Origin of the sequence: Serratia sp. NPDC078593 (genome assembly GCF_050268245.1) — a bacterium.
Lineage (GTDB): Bacteria > Pseudomonadota > Gammaproteobacteria > Enterobacterales > Enterobacteriaceae > JBNNGK01.
The window spans coordinates 76,083-93,764 of record NZ_JBNNGK010000016.1; the positions used below are offsets into that span (position 1 = coordinate 76,083).

A 17,682-nucleotide genomic window follows, 5' to 3' on the forward strand; every position below is an offset into this window, starting at 1 on the left:
TATTAACGGATTAACGTGCGTTTTGTTTGATAAAGTCGTTGACGCTGGTGTCCTGCGCCATATCGGCGATGACGTCCCCCAGCACGGTATTAACTGCGGTGGCGATTTTATCGTTGGTGGCAGAGAATGCGCCCTGCACGTTATAGGTTGAACGGTAATTTTTAACTTGCTTGTTACCGTTTTTAGCCGCCGCAATGATCGAAATATCTGCTTTGGTGGTGATGTTATAACGCAGGTTACCTTCAGATACGTCGGCATAAAGGTTATTGACGATAATTTGTAGATCGGCAGCGCCTTCAGGGCCAATCATATAGCCGCGAGCCGTCATTTGTTTCTCTAATACTTCTTGCAACAAGAAGCGCAGATCGCGCGACGGGGTGAGGGCGACCAATTGCCCGTCGCGGTTAACTTTAGCCAGAGCCTGATCTTTACGCTGATCGGCACCGTTAATACTGATGGTGATACCCTGCAGTGTAGGATCTTGCGTAGGCAGAACAATTTTTGGTGCCACGGTCAAGGTATTGTTGCTGGTCGCGCAACCGGCCAGCAACAACGCAGCCAGAAAAGGGAGGCATAGTTTTTTTAACATAGTGACTGTCTCGTTCTCGATAGAATAGTAATAATCAAAGCGGGATGATCAACAACAGAGTTGTCGACATCATAGCATTGCCGCCAGCCGGGGAAAGTGCTCAGTACGTCTGAGTGACATTTTTTTACTTGTTGTTGATAAAAACATGCTTTTAGGTGCGCCTCAATAAGATAAACCCCAAGCGAATAGCCATTTCGGCGTTTTTCTCACCGCAGAACGGAGAAATTTACGATTGGCATATTCTAACGGGGGTAAAACCGGCTAATATTGAAATAGATGGCATGATCCACTGCCGGCGCTGTAAGGAGATCCTATGATTCGCGAGCAAATAGAAGCAAAGTTAAGGGCGGCGTTTGAGCCCGCGTATCTGGAAGTCGTTGATGAAAGCTATCGTCACAACGTTCCGGCGGGTTCAGAAAGCCATTTTAAAGTGGTGTTGGTCAGCGATCGCTTTGTTGGCGAACGGTTTTTGACGCGTCACCGGGCTATTTATGGCGTATTGGCTGATGAGTTGGCCGACGGTGTGCATGCGTTAGCGTTGCATACCTATACCCAGAAAGAGTGGGAGGGGCTACAGGATACCGTACCGGCCTCGCCACCCTGTCGCGGGGCTGGCACCTTAGCCTGATGCGTAAAAACTCAGGTATCAGTGGAACTTTAGCCTCGATTTAAGGTATTACTACTGACGAATTTTGAAACGGCCTGCGGGCCGTTTCTGTTTTTGAGGACGATATGGCGCATGTGTGATGCAACGCAGATAGGCTGATAACCGCGCTTTTTTATCGAAAATCGATAAAAGTGTGAGTTTTAACGTGCCTGCGCGGCCTCGCTTTCCTCGACTCGCTCCGCATGCGCCGCTATAATGTCGCGTCTATTTTTCCGGAATGGTTTCGGGACGCTCTCGACATCAGGGAACTCGGTTCTGTAATGCAGCCGTCCTGGTTGTTGGAACGGAGTTGACCGAGCACTGTGATTTTTTTGAGGTAACAAGATGCAAGTTTCAGTAGAAACCACTCAAGGCCTTGGGCGCCGTCTCTCTATTACTGTACCCGCTGATGTTATCAAGCAGGCAGTAAAGAAAGAATTGATCAACGCGGCGAAAAGCGTGCGTATCGACGGCTTCCGTAAAGGCCATGTGCCGATGAACATCGTTGAACAGCGTTATGGCGCCTCTGTTCGTCAAGACGTGCTGGGCGATCTGATGCAGCGTAATTTTGTTGACGCGATCATCAAAGAAAAAATTAACCCAGCTGGCGCACCAAACTATGCGCCGGGTGAGTATAAAGAAGGTGAAGACTTCAACTTTTCCGTTGAGTTCGAAGTGTATCCAGAAGTTGAGCTGAAAGGCTTGGAAAACATCGAAGTTGAAAAACCAGTTGTTGAAGTCAACGACGCTGATGTTGACACCATGCTGGACACCCTGCGTAAGCAACAGGCGACTTGGAAAGACAGCGAGCGCGCAGTAGAAGCCGAAGACCGTGTGACCGTTGATTTCAACGGCTCTATCGATGGTGAAGAATTCGAAGGCGGTAAAGCGTCTGATTTCGTACTGGCAATGGGCCAGGGTCGTATGATCCCAGGTTTTGAAGAAGGTCTGGTTGGTCATAAAGCCGGTGAAGAATTCACTATCGACGTTAACTTCCCAGAAGACTATCACGCTGAGACCCTGAAGGGTAAAGCGGCCAAGTTCGCCATCGTGCTGAAGAAAGTGGAAGAGCGTGAGCTGCCAGAACTGACCGAAGAGTTCATTAAGCGTTTCGGCGTGGCGGATGGTTCTGTGGAAGGTCTGCGTGCCGAAGTGCGTAAAAACATGGAGCGTGAGCTGAAAGGCGCGGTGCGTAACCGCATTAAGTCTCAGGCTATCGACGGTTTGGTCAGCGCCAATGAGATTGACGTCCCTGCAGCGTTGATCGACGGTGAGATCGACGTACTGCGTCGTCAAGCTGCACAGCGTTTCGGTGGTAACGAGAAGCAAGCGCTGGAACTGCCTCGTGAACTGTTCGAAGAACAAGCCAAGCGTCGCGTTGTGGTTGGTCTGTTGCTGGGCGAAGTGATCAGCACTAACGAACTGAAAGCGGATGAAGATCGTGTGAAAGCGCTGATCGAAGAAATGGCATCTGCGTATGAAGATCCAACCGAAGTCATTGAGTTCTACAGCAAAAACAAAGAGCTGATGAACAACATGCGTAACGTTGCTTTAGAAGAACAAGCGGTAGAAACGTTGTTGGCTAAGGCGAAGGTGACTGAGAAAGCGACAACCTTCACTGAGTTGATGAATCAGACTCAACAGGCGTAATATTTGTGCGCTGAGTTTTAGCGAGCTAAAGCCTGATGTTATCTGAAAAAGCCCGTAACTTCGGTTACGGGCTTTTCTTTTTGCCACGTTGCTGATTAATCTGGGGTTGAGCGTGGCAATATGCACTATATTTACCCTGTTACCTGCGTCAATAGCTGGCATGATGCTGCTGGTATGCGCGGTAGTCGCAGACGGCAGGTGCGGAAATTTGCGATCTGGGCTTGAAAACCCATCCGTAACTCCCCAACTGGTATAAACCAGAGCTGTTTGCCGAGAGCACGGGATGATAACGACCGTCAGGGTCATGTGGCGTGTGTTGGACGCTTGAGCGTAGTCAGCGTGGCTGTTCTCAAGTAGAATCGACAAACAATGGCGCCAAGGCAATTTCTATTAGGAGACGGTAATGTCATACAGTGGCGAACAAGATCAATTTGCACCTAACATGGCACTGGTGCCAATGGTGGTGGAGCAGACTTCACGTGGGGAGCGTTCATATGACATCTATTCCCGCCTGCTGAAAGAGCGCATTATTTTCCTGACCGGCCAAGTTGAAGACCACATGGCTAACTTGATCGTGGCACAGATGTTGTTCCTCGAAGCAGAAAGCCCGGAAAAAGACATTTTCCTGTACATTAATTCACCGGGTGGGGTGATCACGGCGGGTATGTCAATCTACGACACCATGCAGTTTATCAAGCCGGATGTCAGTACTATTTGTATGGGGCAGGCATGTTCAATGGGCTCGTTCCTGCTTACCGCCGGTGCTAAGGGCAAACGTTTCTGTTTACCTCATGCTCGGGTGATGATTCACCAGCCGTTGGGTGGTTTCCAAGGCCAGGCTTCAGATATTGATATTCATGCTCGTGAAATTATAAAAACTAAGCATCAGATGAACAGCTTGATGGCTAAACACACCGGTCAGACGGTTGAAACCATTGAGAATGATACGCAGCGCGATCGTTTCCTCTCTGCCAGTGAAGCCGTTGAGTATGGTTTAGTTGATTCCATACTGACCCAGCGTAACTAGTTTTTTGCGTTAGACGGTATACCTGAACGGTATACATCACTGCCCATGAGACTCAGGCAGGTGGACACTCTCCCTGAGAGCAGGTTAGTGAAAAGAATAGGGGTAAATTAATGACAGATAAACGCAAAGACGGTTCGGGAAAGTTGCTTTACTGCTCTTTCTGCGGCAAAAGCCAGCATGAAGTGCGTAAGCTGATTGCCGGTCCGTCAGTGTACGTCTGCGATGAGTGCGTTGATTTATGTAATGATATTATTCGCGAAGAGATTAAAGAGATCTCACCACATCGCGAACGTAATGCATTGCCGACGCCGCACGAAATCCGTCATCACCTGGATGATTATGTCATCGGTCAGGAGCCGGCGAAGAAAGTCTTGGCGGTAGCGGTGTACAACCACTACAAACGTCTGCGCAACGGCGATAACAGTAATGGCGTCGAGTTGGGCAAGAGTAATATCCTATTGATTGGCCCGACCGGTAGCGGTAAAACGCTGTTGGCCGAGACGCTGGCCCGTTTTCTGGATGTGCCGTTCACCATGGCAGATGCCACCACGTTGACCGAAGCCGGTTACGTGGGGGAAGACGTGGAGAATATCATCCAGAAGTTGTTGCAGAAATGCGACTACGATGTGGAAAAGGCACAGCGCGGCATCGTCTACATTGACGAAATTGATAAGATTTCCCGTAAGTCAGATAACCCGTCCATTACCCGTGATGTCTCGGGTGAAGGCGTCCAGCAGGCGTTGCTGAAGCTGATTGAAGGCACGGTGGCGGCGGTGCCGCCACAGGGGGGGCGTAAGCATCCTCAGCAGGAGTTTTTGCAGGTTGATACCTCTAAAATCCTGTTCATCTGTGGTGGGGCATTCGCCGGTTTGGATAAGGTGATTGGCCAGCGGGTGAATACCGGTTCAGGTATTGGCTTTGGTGCCACCGTTAAGGGCGAATCTGAAAAAGCGACCGAGGGCGAACTGTTATTACAGACGGAGCCGGAGGACTTGATCAAATTTGGTTTGATCCCGGAGTTCATTGGTCGTCTGCCGGTGGTTGCGACGCTGACCGAACTGAGCGAAGACGCGCTGGTGCAAATTCTGAAAGAGCCAAAAAACGCGCTGACCAAGCAGTATCAGGCGTTGTTCAATCTGGAAGGCGTGGAGCTGGAGTTCCGCGACGAGGCGCTGGCGGCGATCGCCAAGAAAGCGATGAAACGCAAAACCGGCGCACGTGGTCTGCGTTCTATTGTTGAGGGCGCATTGTTGAACACCATGTACGATCTCCCTTCAATGGATGATGTGGGAAAAGTGGTGATCGATGACTCAGTGATTGAAGGCCAAGCCGAACCAATGCTGATTTATGGCAAGCCAGAGGTGCAGCAAGCATCGGGAGAATAATATTCTCCGTGAGTGACTCGCTCGCCTTGGTATAAATTTGATACCTTTACGTTAGAACGCCTGATGCAATCCATCAGGCGTTTTGTATTTTTACCCGCGGTATGGATGTTTAGCATTATTTATGGCGTCAGGTAAGCTATCCATCGCTTGAGTCGATGATGAAAATGACAGAAAACGGTGGGTACATGATGCGCAGACAGGGGGCTGAATCAAACGTTAGGTTGGTGGGGGATACCCGATTGCTTTGTAGTGAACCACCGTATCCAGCTTGAGAGCCGTCTACCGTGGTTCCCTGATAACAGACCGTTTTAGCAATCGGGTTGTTCCATCAAACAAGACAGAAACTTAGTTTTGCAACTCGTCATAACGGGTAATCAGATGGCTGACAATACCGTAATCGATCGCCTGTTCCGGGCTCATCCAGTAATTACTGTCGGTGTCTTGCTCAACTTTTTCCAGTGGCTGGCCGGTTGCCTTACTGATGAGTTTGTTGATGCGATCGCGAGCGCGGAGCAACTCATTAGCCTCGATCTCAATATCGGAAACTTTACCTCTGACGCCGCCTAATGGTTGGTGGATCATGAAGCGCGTGTTAGGCAGCGCGTAGCGATCTTCTTTTTCGGCGGCGAGGAAGATGGTGATCCCGGCGCTGGCTACCCAGCCGGTACCGATAACCAACACTTTAGGCTTCACAAACTTAATCATGTCATGGATGGTGTCGCCAGCTTCAACGTGGCCACCTTGGCTGTTGATGAACAATTTGATCGGCTCATCGCTCATCTCTTGCAAAATCAGCAACTGTGCCGTGACTTTTTCTGCCAGAGCCTGGTCAATTTCGCCTGAAATGATCACAGAACGGGATTGCAGCAGTTTATTAAGGGCCAGCGCTGAGTTTTTCTCATCCTGGCCGTTTTCTTTGTTTGGCTCCTGGGGCATTCTTTAGACTCCATCGGATATGATCTGTCGTTAGTGACAAGAGTTTAGCATAATTCATCTGGTAGCTAAATCAACTCGCACTTGGACTGTTTCTTTATTAAAAACAGTCTATTAATTTCTTTTTTTGCATTAGGCGAATGATACGGGATTTTGAGAACCGTTCGTAAAATAGCAATAACAGTGAATAGCACGCTGAACTTGTGGCCTCTTTTGCTGACAAATTACTGCAAATCTGCGCTATATTAAGCGTAATACACCTAATTTAAGTCAACTGAGTAAGGCCGTTGATAAAGGCATGGGGTTAAGTGATGACAGATAAGCGCAAAGACGGATCGGGAAAGCTGCTTTACTGCTCTTTTTGCGGCAAAAGCCAGCATGAAGTGCGTAAGTTGATTGCTGGCCCGTCAGTGTATATCTGCGATGAGTGTGTCGACTTATGTAACGACATCATTCGCGAAGAGATCAAAGAGGTCGCACCGCATCGTGAGCGCAGTTCGCTGCCGACGCCACACGAAATCCGTCATCACCTGGATGATTATGTCATCGGTCAGGAGCCGGCGAAGAAAGTCTTGGCGGTAGCGGTGTACAACCACTACAAACGTCTGCGCAACGGCGATAACAGCAATGGCGTCGAGTTGGGCAAGAGTAATATCCTATTGATTGGCCCGACCGGTAGCGGTAAAACGCTGTTGGCCGAGACGCTGGCCCGTTTTCTGGATGTGCCGTTCACCATGGCAGATGCCACCACGTTGACCGAAGCCGGTTACGTGGGGGAAGACGTGGAGAATATCATCCAGAAGTTGTTGCAGAAATGCGACTACGATGTGGAAAAGGCACAGCGCGGCATCGTCTACATTGACGAAATTGATAAGATTTCCCGTAAGTCAGATAACCCGTCCATTACCCGTGATGTCTCGGGTGAAGGCGTCCAGCAGGCGTTGCTGAAGCTGATTGAAGGCACGGTGGCGGCGGTGCCGCCACAGGGGGGGCGTAAGCATCCTCAGCAGGAGTTTTTGCAGGTTGATACCTCTAAAATCCTGTTCATCTGTGGTGGGGCATTCGCCGGTTTGGATAAGGTGATTGGCCAGCGGGTGAATACCGGTTCAGGTATTGGCTTTGGTGCCACCGTTAAGGGCGAATCTGAAAAAGCGACCGAGGGCGAACTGTTATTACAGACGGAGCCGGAGGACTTGATCAAATTTGGTTTGATCCCGGAGTTCATTGGTCGTCTGCCGGTGGTTGCGACGCTGACCGAACTGAGCGAAGACGCGCTGGTGCAAATTCTGAAAGAGCCAAAAAACGCGCTGACCAAGCAGTATCAGGCGTTGTTCAATCTGGAAGGCGTGGAGCTGGAGTTCCGCGACGAGGCGCTGGCGGCGATCGCCAAGAAAGCGATGAAACGCAAAACCGGCGCACGTGGTCTGCGTTCTATTGTTGAGGGCGCATTGTTAGACACCATGTATGACCTGCCATCGTTAGAAAGCGTAGACAAAGTGGTGATTGATGAATCGGTGATTGCCGGTCAGTCCAAACCGTTGTTGATTTATGGTAAACCTGAAGCGCAGGCGTCAGGCGAATAATTAACCAGCCAAACCAGAAAGTTAACCGTAAAGTGGGGGATTTTATCCCCCATTTCTTTTTCCTGCATTCTTGCCGTTGAATGTAAGAGATTCATCCCCATATACTCAGTAACCAGATTTTATGAAACGTTTCATGCTTGCGTCTCATGAGATTCCCCTAAATCCTGGCGGAAATTAAACTAAGAGAGAGCTCTATGAACCCTGAGCGTTCCGAACGCATTGAAATCCCCGTCCTGCCCTTGCGTGACGTGGTGGTTTATCCGCACATGGTGATCCCGTTATTTGTTGGCCGGGAAAAGTCGATTCGGTGCCTCGAAGCCGCAATGGATCACGATAAGAAGATCATGCTGGTGGCACAGAAAGAGGCCTCAACGGATGAACCAGGCATTAACGATTTGTTCTCGGTCGGCACGGTAGCGTCGATCCTACAAATGTTGAAACTGCCCGACGGCACGGTAAAAGTGTTGGTCGAAGGCTTACAGCGTGCGCGTATCACCACGCTTTCTGACAGCGGCGAACATTTTGCGGCGCACGCAGAGTACCTTGACTCACCGGCGATTGACGAGCGTGAACAAGAAGTCTTGGTGCGCACCGCGATCAATCAGTTTGAAGGCTATATCAAACTGAACAAAAAAATTCCCCCGGAGGTGCTGACTTCACTGAACAGCATCGACGACGCTGCGCGTCTGGCGGATACCATCGCCGCGCATATGCCGCTGAAGCTCAGCGACAAGCAATCGGTATTAGAGATGTTCGATATTACCGAGCGTCTTGAGTATTTGATGGCGATGATGGAATCGGAGATCGACCTGCTGCAGGTGGAAAAACGTATCCGTAATCGCGTCAAGAAACAGATGGAAAAGAGCCAGCGCGAGTACTATCTGAACGAGCAGATGAAAGCTATTCAGAAAGAACTGGGTGAGATGGATGACGCGCCAGACGAACACGAAGCGCTGAAGCGCAAGATTGATGCGTCGAAAATGCCGAAAGACGCGCGTGAAAAGACCGAAGCGGAACTGCAAAAACTGAAAATGATGTCGCCGATGTCTGCGGAAGCGACCGTAGTACGTGGCTATATCGATTGGATGCTGCAAGTGCCGTGGAGTGCGCGCAGCAAAGTGAAGAAAGACTTGGTCAAAGCGCAGGAAGTGCTGGATACCGATCACTATGGCCTCGAACGCGTCAAAGACCGCATCCTTGAGTATCTTGCGGTGCAAAGTCGTGTCAGCAAAATCAAAGGGCCAATTCTGTGTCTGGTGGGGCCGCCTGGGGTGGGTAAAACCTCTCTGGGGCAGTCGATCGCCAAAGCGACCGGCCGTCAGTACGTGCGTATGGCCTTAGGTGGCGTTCGCGATGAGGCTGAAATCCGTGGGCACCGCCGCACCTATATTGGTTCTATGCCGGGTAAACTGATCCAGAAAATGGCGAAGGTGGGGGTTAAAAACCCATTATTCCTGCTGGATGAGATCGACAAAATGTCGTCCGACATGCGTGGCGATCCGGCTTCTGCACTGCTTGAAGTGCTGGATCCCGAACAGAACGTTGCGTTCAACGATCACTATTTGGAAGTCGATTACGATCTGTCCGATGTGATGTTTGTGGCTACGTCTAACTCGATGAACATCCCAGCGCCGCTTTTGGATCGTATGGAAGTGATTCGTCTTTCCGGTTATACCGAAGACGAAAAGCTGAACATTGCTAAACAGCACCTGCTGCCTAAACAGCTCGAACGTAACGCATTGAAGAAAAATGAGTTAACGGTTGATGACAGCGCTATTATCGGCATTATTCGCTATTACACGCGTGAAGCTGGGGTGCGTAGTTTAGAACGTGAAATTTCCAAACTGTGCCGTAAAGCAGTAAAAACGCTGCTGATGGACAAAACTACCAAGCACATCGAGATCAACGGTGACAACCTGAAGGATTACTTGGGCGTTCAGCGTGTGGACTACGGCCGTGCAGACACCGAAAACCGTGTGGGGCAGGTGACCGGCTTGGCATGGACGGAAGTGGGGGGCGATCTGCTGACCATTGAAACGGCTTGCGTACCGGGCAAAGGTAAGCTGACTTACACCGGTTCGTTGGGCGAAGTCATGCAAGAGTCCATTCAGGCCGCGCTGACCGTGGTGCGTGCTCGGGCTGACAAATTGGGTATCAACGCGGATTTCTACGAGAAACGTGATATCCACGTGCATGTGCCTGAAGGTGCAACGCCGAAGGATGGCCCAAGTGCCGGTATTGCCATGTGTACCGCATTAGTTTCTTGCCTGACAGGCAACCCGGTGCGTGCCGATGTGGCGATGACCGGTGAGATTACGTTGCGTGGTCAAGTGCTGCCAATTGGCGGTTTGAAAGAAAAACTGCTGGCGGCGCATCGTGGCGGCATTAAGACCGTGCTGATCCCTTACGAGAATAAACGCGATCTGGAGGAAATTCCTGATAACGTTATCGCCGATCTTGAGATTCATCCGGTACAAAAAATTGATGAAGTTTTGAACATTGCGTTGCAAAACCCGGCATTCGGCGCTCAGCCGGTCGCGGTAAAATAGTGACGTACTGCAAAAACCATTGATAAATCTTATGCTGGCAGGTCAATTCGCACTTGCCAGTATTTTTTTGTGCCGCTAACTTAGACAACTGTCGGCCTGAGTCTCGCTACATCGTGAGCAGCTTGCCAAGGTTCGATGGGCTTGATATAACAGCTGCGCTGTCGTGCCGTAGGGATTTTTCGGTGCGGCGATAGAATTCTAGAGGGGATGATAGAGTGAATAAGTCACAACTGATCGACAAAATTGCCGCAGGTGCTGATATTTCCAAAGCGGCAGCTGGACGTGCTTTAGATGCAATCATTGCATCTGTAACTGAATCCTTGAAGGAAGGGGATGACGTGGCTCTGGTTGGTTTCGGTTCTTTTACCGTGCGTGAGCGTTCAGCTCGCACCGGCCGTAACCCGCAGACCGGTAAAGAAATTAACATTGCTGCTGCCAAAGTACCCGCCTTCCGTGCAGGTAAAGCGCTGAAAGACGCGGTAAACTGATTGCAGCGTCTAACCGGTTAGCGTCAATAGGTTTTGTGTTAAACAATCACCTGACGCAATCGAGTTGGTAAGGTAAGATACAAGGCGCATCGGATTGATGCGCTTTTTTTATTTTTGTCGCAGGGAACGCGCCTGCACAAGGGTTTTTAATCCATATTACAGCGGAGTGTTGTCACACTATGATGGACAATTTACGCGCGGCAGCTAATCACGTCGTGCTCAAAATCATCCTGGCCCTGATCATTTTGTCATTTGTCTTGACCGGGGTGGGTAACTACCTGATCGGCGGTTCCGGCGATTATGCAGCGAAAGTAAATGGTCAGGTGATCGAACGCGCTCAGCTGGAACAGGCCTTCCAGGGTGAACGCAGCCGAATGCAGCAGCAATTGGGCGACCAGTTTTCGGAATTGGCTGGCAATGAAGGCTATATGCAGCAACTGCGCCGTCAGTCACTCTCACAGTTGATCGACAACGTATTGCTTGATCAGTATGCGAAAAAACTCGGTCTGACCATCAGTGATGATCAGGTTAAGGATGCGATCCGTAAAGCGCCTTATTTCCAGACTGACGGTCAATTTGATAACGCCAAGTATCTCGATTTGATTACGCGAATGGGCTACAGCGCCGATAACTATGCGCAGTCTATGCGCCAACAGTTGCTGAACCAGCAGGTTATTCAGGCATTCGGTAATTCCGGTTTTGTTCTGCCAAGCGAGTCTGAGTTGATGGCGGCGCTGGTGCTGCAAGAGCGTGATGTGCGTTTAGCGACCATCGATCTCAAGGCGCTGCAGGCGAAGCAAAATGTCAGCGATGATGAGCTTAACGATTATTACCAACAAAACAAAAACAGCTTCCTGGCACCTGAAGAAGTTCAGGTGAGTTATATCCCAATGGATGCTGCGGCGATGCAAAATAAGATCACGGTCAGCGACGTTGAAATTAGCGATTACTACGATCAGCACAAAAGCAGCTTCGGCCAGCCTGAACGCAAGAACTATAGCGTAATTCAGTTGAAGACCGAAGATGAAGCCAAAGCGGTATTGAAAGAGCTGAACAACGGCGGCGATTTTGCTTCACTGGCGAAAGAAAAATCTACCGACATCATCTCTAAGCGTAACGGCGGCGAGCTGGGTTGGTTGGAACCTGATACCACAGCGGATGAACTGAAACAAGCTAACCTCACCGAAAAAGGCCAGGTTTCCGGCGTGGTGAAGTCTTCCGTGGGTTACCTGATTGTGCGTCTTAACGACATCGAACCTGAAAAGGTGAAATCGTTGAGTGAAGTGCGTGAAACGATTGCTGAAAAAGTGAAGCAGGAAAAAGCGTTAGACGCGTATTATGCACTGCAGCAAAAAGTCAGCGAAGCGGCGACCAACGACAATGAATCATTGGCCTCGGCAGAAGACGCCGCTGGCGTTAAAGCAGTGAAAACCGCGTGGTTCACCCGTGATAACATTCCAGCAGAATTAAACTTCAAGCCATTAGTACAAGCGATCTTTGACGGTTCTCTGATCGGCGAGAATGGCGCTCCGGGTAGCAACTCTGATGTCATTAATGTTGAGGGCGATCGTGCCTTCGTTGTTCGGGTATCGGGCCACAAACCTGAAGGTGTTGAGCCATTCGACAAAGTGAAAGATCGCGTCGCCGAGCTGGTGACACGCAACAAAGCCATGCAAGAGGCCAAGCTGCAAGGCGAGAAATTGCTGGTTGAGCTGAAGCAGGGCAAAGGCGATGAAGCCATGAAAGCCGCAGGTCTGAGCTTTGGTGCTGAACAGAAGATGGCGCGCGCGCGCGAAGACAGCCAATTGGTTGAAAGCGTATTCGCCTTGCCTCATCCACAGCCAGGCAAACCGGTTTACGGCATGTCGCAGGATCGCCAGGACAATGTAGTGCTGATTGCTCTGGATGCGGTGAAACCGGGCACATTAGCCGCTGACGAGATGAAGACCTTCACCGGTAAAATGCAGGAAGGCGCTTTGGGTGTGACGTTCGACTCACTCTTGACTAACCTGCGTAAAGAAGCCGATATCAAAATGGGTGCAGCGGAGCAACAACCGCAATAAGCCACGCAGTTTTCTGCAACATGATGTAATCCCCAAAGGCCGCTTTCGCGGCCTTTTCCACATTTGGTCTTCGGCCATTGCTGAAATTTTGTGGCTGCTGCAAGGTGTCTTAGCTGTTAAACACAAGGAGGATACAGCGATGTCATCAAACAAAATAAGCGTGGTTCAATATTATCAACGTAGCGCCAAAAGCATCTTGGTAGCGGCGTTATTGGCGTTGAGCCTTTCCCCCGCTATTGCGGCAGAGAAACCGATTTCAGGGCAGAAAACCACCGCAGTGGCCCCCTCAACCAAAGTGGTGGCTCAGGGTGAGGCTGAATCGTCCTACCAAGGTGAAGCGATGGTCAGTATCAATCAGGCTGATGCTGAGCAACTTGCCAGCGTACTGAATGGTGTCGGGTTGAAAAAAGCCGAGGCTATTGTGCGGTATCGTGAACAAAATGGGCCATTCACGGAAATCGATCAGTTACAGGAAGTGCCTGGAATCGGTCCTGCTTTGTTCGAAAGAAATCGTGCTCGGCTGAAAATGTGATCCCGATCGCGGCTGTGGGGCAAAGTGCGTTCGCAGCCGCATTCCTCTGCTACATTTTTACAGGTCATACCAGTAGGGTGGCACATAATAAAATGAGCTTAGGCAGGCAAGAGTGCCTGCCTGACAGGGTTATCACCAGGCCGGAGCAAACGTTCACTATGCAAACCTATATTAAAGTCCGTGGCTTTCATCTTGATGTTTATCAACATGTTAATAACGCGCGTTATCTTGAGTTCTTGGAGGAGGCGCGTTGGGAGTGGTTGAGCGAGCTGAATGCTTTCGATTGGATGACCAAAAATCACATCGCTTTTATCGTGGTAAACATAAATATTAATTACCGTAAACCGGCGGTGCTGGGCGATAAGCTACGCATTGATAGCCGGATGGAACAACTGAATGGTAAAAGTGGTGTACTGAGCCAAACGGTAACATTAGAGCCGGATGGCTCCCCGGTAGCGGATGCGTTATTGACTTTCGTCTGTGTGGATTTAACAACCCAGAAGGCGTTACCGATCGAAGGGGAGCTACGTGAGCATTTGATCAGTTTGCAACAGCAAGAGACTCATCGGTAGAAGATGGGCGGCTACAAGTGCCGCCCGGCAGAGATTCAGGCCAACCCGGTTTTGTGTTTCAGGCTTGCCATTACTTCGGCCTGGTGAGCCTGATACTGCATTAGCCCCTTGGCGCGCAGATGGCAAGCAGCGCACTCACCACAGCCGTTACCTTTGAGACCGTTATAGCAGGTCAGTGTGTTGTGACGTACGCGGTCAAGCTGGTGGTAGTAATCCGCTAATGCCCAGGTTTCCGCTTTATCAAGCCACATTAGCGGTGTTTCGAAGCGAATATCACGTGCAATACCCAGTACGATGGCTTGATTAAGTGCTTTGACGAATTCATCCCGGCAATCGGGATAACCAGAAAAATCGGTCTCACAAACACCTGTGATCACGGCCTCTGCTTCTACCTGATAGGCATAAATTGCCGCTAGCGTCAGGAATAAAATATTGCGTCCTGGCACGAAGGTACTGGGTAATGCGCCGGGTTGCTCATTACCCAAGGTCGGTACGGGAATGTTATCGCGCGTTAGGCTACTGACAGCCAGTTCGTTAAGTAAACCGACATCCATTATTTTGTGCGCTTTGGCTCCGAGTGCCAGCGCCAGCTCGCGAGCGACGTCAATTTCTGCACGGTGACGCTGTCCGTAATCGAATGTAATGCAATGAACGTCGTCATACTGTTGCAAGGCTTGAATTAAGCAGGTCGTGGAGTCTTGTCCACCGCTGAATACCACCACTGCACGTTTCATAAGATCAACCTTTTGCTGCGGTCCCTCCCGATAAACATTCGGGCGACCTGATGAGTAAATTTACCCTCGCTATAGTAGCAGAATTGACGAGTAGGGCGTAGGCGGGGTTACTCTACAGGCGGTGGTAGCCAGGCCTGGCAGAAATCAAACCATCCGTGTGCGGTGAGCGTGACACCTTGAATATGCGGTGGTGCGCTCACCTGATATTGGTAATTAAACAATGGCGTAATGATTGCCGCTGCCATTAATTGCTGATAATAGCTTTTTAGCTCACTGAAGCGCTGTGGTTCATCTTTAATTTGTTGAATACGCAATAAGTTTTGTTCTTGTTGCTGGCTGTATGCTGCCGGCAATATTCCGCGCCATAGTGCATCCTGTCGTAGCCAACTTTCCAGTGTAGCCTCTGGTGCCTCACCGATGAGATTATCCGCCAATAGCAAATCGGCTTGGCTAATCTGCTCAGTACTGAGCCATCGCTTACCGGAAAAGTAGTGAATTTCTAGCTCACAACCGTGGTTGGCTAATAGTGCTTTTAACGCATGGGTCACCGTAACCAGCTCTATTGGTGGATGGTACAGCAGCGTTAATTTAGAGGGTAACGATAGCTCTTCCATAACTTCATGCTGCGGAATAGCCCAACCGGGCAGCATTTCCTCGCTTGGAGTAATCACGCCATTGGGAATCGGTAAATTAGCCAGTAATCCGGACTGCTGTATCAGCATTAATAACCTTTTCCCTTGGCGCTCAGATACTATGCCGCGCTGTAGATTGAGCGCGAGATAACACCATCCTGGGCTGGTGCTGCGCTGAACCGGCTGTGCCAACGGTAGTTCTTCCTGTTGACCAAGGGTAATCTGTACCGGGTGTTGGCAACGAGTAACACCGTAATCGGCATCCGGCTCTGGTGTTATCCAGTACTCGATGCTTTCCAGATAGGGATGTTGCAGGTGGTAAAATGAATGCTGCTCTAAACGTACCAAGTGTGCTTCATTCAGCATTAATTTGAATGGCCCTGCACCGAGCGTAACACTTTCCGGATGCGTTATCAGGCAAGGTAAATCAGCCAGCCGATGCGCTAGCCAATAATCTGGCGTATGCAGATCGAACTGGATGCATAAGGCATGCGGCAGGCTTATTTTCGTTACGCTTGTCAGGCTAGGTTGGCTGCGGGGATGCAGCTTCAGATTTTCTAGCGTTTGTAACACTTGCTGCCCGCTGAGCTGTTCGCCATTATGCCAACGCAATTGGCTGCGTAAGAAAAATTGCCAACGTAAACCGTCAGCACTGATCTGCCAATGGTGCGCTAAATCTGGCTGAGGATGTGGGTTGCCGGTATGAAAACGAGTCAATCCCGCATGCAAGGTCGAGACTAAGTGTTGTTCGGCGCGTCCGGTGAGCGTCAACGGCTCCAGTGACTCGAGTGGGCGATAATAGGGAATGCGCAGCGTAGGACTATCTGCCAGCCACTGCCCGCCGAGGTGAGGACTCAATAGTTCTTGCAGGTGCTGTGGATTCACTCGTGCCAGCTCAAGAGCCGCGCGGTGATCGCCTCGTTGCAAAAGCCGCTGAAGCAGCATAGCGCGCAATTCGTCGGGGGTTTTAAGGCACTGTAATTGCGCGCGTTTACCGCGTCCTGCCTGCGAGTGCCAGCTCAACCAGCCTTGATCTTGTAACTGTTGGACTAAGGTTCGTGCATGTCGCTCACTGCAATAAAATAGCGCAGCCAGTTGTGCCATGGTAATCGCCACTGGCTCGCTGCCGAGTTGTTGATACAGGCGTTGGTATTGACTGAGGCGGTGAATCAGTCGCATGGCATTTCCTTTTGTCTTTTAAACCGTTGTATTTGCCGTGTTGCGGCGACCTGAAGCCAGTCAATCATAAATCAGGAACAGTTTTTTTAAATTGTTCACTATTACTTCCGCAAATACCATCACATACTGCAATCACGGTAATCTTCTCTCATACACAGGGGTTTTTATGTATCGGCTGGCTGCTTTTGACATGGATGGCACATTGCTGACACCTGACCATCAGGTTGGGGCGGCGACATTGGCGATGCTGCATCGACTGGTGGAGAGAGGGATGATTGTGACCTTCGCCACCGGCCGCCATTATCTTGATGCCCAGCCAGTCATGGCGCAACTGGGATTGCAGGGCTATCTGATTACGGGCAACGGTACCCGCGTGTATGACGATCATGGGCAGTTGCTCTACACGGCTGATTTACCAGCAGAAATCGCCGAAGAACTGTTGCAGCGTGATTGGCATACCACCGCCAGTCTACATGTGTTTCGTAATGAGGGATGGTTAACAGAGTTTGCGGTGCCGGAAATGTTACAGGCGCATCACCTGAGCGGTTTCCATTTCCAACTGACTGAACTACGCAGTTTGCCGTCTATTGGCAACAGCAAAGTGTGTTTTGTCGGGGCGCATGAGGCATTAGTCGCTTTGCAGTTGCGGTTAAGTGACCATTTTTCTGGGCGAGTCGATTTATGTTTTTCAGCCGAAGATTGCCTCGATGTATTGCCGCTAGGGTGTAATAAAGGCGTGGCGCTGGATAGGCTTTGTCATCATCTGGGGCTGAGTTTGGCTGATTGCATGGCATTTGGTGATGCAATGAATGATAAAGAAATGTTGGCGTCTGTCGGCCACGGTGTGGTGATGGGCAATGCATTACCGCAATTAAAAGCACTATTGCCGCAACTGCCGGTTATTGGCCACTGCGAAAAGCAGGCGGTAGCGCACTATTTGAACCATTGGCTGTGTTCACCACGCTCTCCTTATACCCCCGTATAGCAGAGTTCCCTTTGCAGCCAGCCGGGTATATTTACCCGGCTTTTTTTGTGCGCAGAAAACCCCCAGCTAGGCTGGGGGTTCAGTAAAGCTTTCAGCTTTGAGCCAGTTATAAAAACCCCTTTTGATTTGTTAAAA

At 50.2% G+C, this 17,682-nt stretch carries 15 protein-coding genes; 11 read left to right on the plus strand and 4 right to left on the minus strand.

Features of this window, described 5'->3' with window-relative positions; all coding sequences use genetic code 11:
* Positions 1-10: 10 nt before the first annotated feature.
* Positions 11-589, minus strand: a complete 579-nt coding sequence (locus ACQKDS_RS16345; RefSeq protein ID WP_399671987.1) for a lipoprotein — start codon at positions 587-589, stop codon at positions 11-13.
* A 313-nt stretch (positions 590-902) separates the two neighbouring features.
* Between ACQKDS_RS16345 and bolA the strand changes: the two genes are divergently transcribed.
* The 4 genes from bolA (at position 903) to clpX (ACQKDS_RS16365) (ending at position 5,297) form a co-directional block, all read left to right on the plus strand.
* On the plus strand, positions 903-1,217 hold the full coding sequence (gene bolA / locus ACQKDS_RS16350; protein ID WP_399671989.1) for a transcriptional regulator BolA: 315 nt from the start codon (positions 903-905) through the stop codon (positions 1,215-1,217).
* A gap of 363 nt (positions 1,218-1,580) precedes the next feature.
* Positions 1,581-2,885, plus strand: coding sequence for a trigger factor (gene tig / locus ACQKDS_RS16355; protein ID WP_399671991.1), 1,305 nt, complete (start codon positions 1,581-1,583; stop codon positions 2,883-2,885).
* Positions 2,886-3,288: 403 nt separating this feature from the next.
* Complete coding sequence (clpP, locus tag ACQKDS_RS16360; RefSeq protein ID WP_399671993.1) at positions 3,289-3,912, plus strand: ATP-dependent Clp endopeptidase proteolytic subunit ClpP; 624 nt, start codon at positions 3,289-3,291, stop codon at positions 3,910-3,912.
* A gap of 110 nt (positions 3,913-4,022) precedes the next feature.
* Positions 4,023-5,297 (plus strand): ATP-dependent protease ATP-binding subunit ClpX, encoded by a 1,275-nt coding sequence (clpX, locus tag ACQKDS_RS16365; protein WP_427622602.1) that lies wholly within the window; start codon positions 4,023-4,025, stop codon positions 5,295-5,297.
* 345 nt (positions 5,298-5,642) lie between these two features.
* Here clpX (ACQKDS_RS16365) and ACQKDS_RS16370 read toward each other — a convergent pair whose 3' ends face one another.
* Positions 5,643-6,233, minus strand: coding sequence for an ATP-dependent Clp protease proteolytic subunit (locus ACQKDS_RS16370; protein ID WP_399674048.1), 591 nt, complete (start codon positions 6,231-6,233; stop codon positions 5,643-5,645).
* Positions 6,234-6,541: 308 nt separating this feature from the next.
* Here ACQKDS_RS16370 and clpX (ACQKDS_RS16375) point away from each other — a divergent pair, with 308 nt between their 5' ends.
* From clpX (ACQKDS_RS16375) to ACQKDS_RS16400, 6 genes are all read left to right on the plus strand, one after another.
* Positions 6,542-7,813 carry an ATP-dependent protease ATP-binding subunit ClpX gene (gene clpX / locus ACQKDS_RS16375; RefSeq protein WP_427622603.1) on the plus strand — a complete coding sequence of 424 codons (1,272 nt, stop codon included), beginning with the start codon at positions 6,542-6,544 and terminating at the stop codon, positions 7,811-7,813.
* A gap of 194 nt (positions 7,814-8,007) precedes the next feature.
* Entirely contained in the window at positions 8,008-10,362 is a 2,355-nt protein-coding gene (gene lon, locus ACQKDS_RS16380; RefSeq protein ID WP_399673924.1) for an endopeptidase La, read from the plus strand.
* Between the two features lie 215 nt (positions 10,363-10,577).
* Entirely contained in the window at positions 10,578-10,850 is a 273-nt protein-coding gene (hupB, locus tag ACQKDS_RS16385) for a nucleoid-associated protein HU-beta (protein WP_399673926.1), read from the plus strand.
* Positions 10,851-11,029: 179 nt separating this feature from the next.
* Complete coding sequence (ppiD, locus tag ACQKDS_RS16390; protein WP_399673928.1) at positions 11,030-12,913, plus strand: peptidylprolyl isomerase; 1,884 nt, start codon at positions 11,030-11,032, stop codon at positions 12,911-12,913.
* A gap of 139 nt (positions 12,914-13,052) precedes the next feature.
* The gene (locus ACQKDS_RS16395; protein WP_399673930.1) at positions 13,053-13,445 is read left to right on the plus strand and encodes a ComEA family DNA-binding protein; all 393 of its coding nucleotides are present in this window, start codon (positions 13,053-13,055) and stop codon (positions 13,443-13,445) included.
* Positions 13,446-13,603: 158 nt separating this feature from the next.
* Entirely contained in the window at positions 13,604-14,017 is a 414-nt protein-coding gene (locus ACQKDS_RS16400; protein WP_399673932.1) for an acyl-CoA thioesterase, read from the plus strand.
* 35 nt (positions 14,018-14,052) lie between these two features.
* Here the strand turns inward: ACQKDS_RS16400 and queC are convergent, their stop codons facing one another.
* Entirely contained in the window at positions 14,053-14,751 is a 699-nt protein-coding gene (gene queC / locus ACQKDS_RS16405) for a 7-cyano-7-deazaguanine synthase QueC (protein ID WP_399673934.1), read from the minus strand.
* A gap of 107 nt (positions 14,752-14,858) precedes the next feature.
* Positions 14,859-16,562, minus strand: coding sequence for an SgrR family transcriptional regulator (locus ACQKDS_RS16410; RefSeq protein WP_399673936.1), 1,704 nt, complete (start codon positions 16,560-16,562; stop codon positions 14,859-14,861).
* A gap of 166 nt (positions 16,563-16,728) precedes the next feature.
* Between ACQKDS_RS16410 and cof the strand changes: the two genes are divergently transcribed.
* Positions 16,729-17,547 (plus strand): HMP-PP phosphatase, encoded by an 819-nt coding sequence (gene cof, locus ACQKDS_RS16415; RefSeq protein WP_399673938.1) that lies wholly within the window; start codon positions 16,729-16,731, stop codon positions 17,545-17,547.
* Positions 17,548-17,682 lie beyond the last annotated feature (135 nt).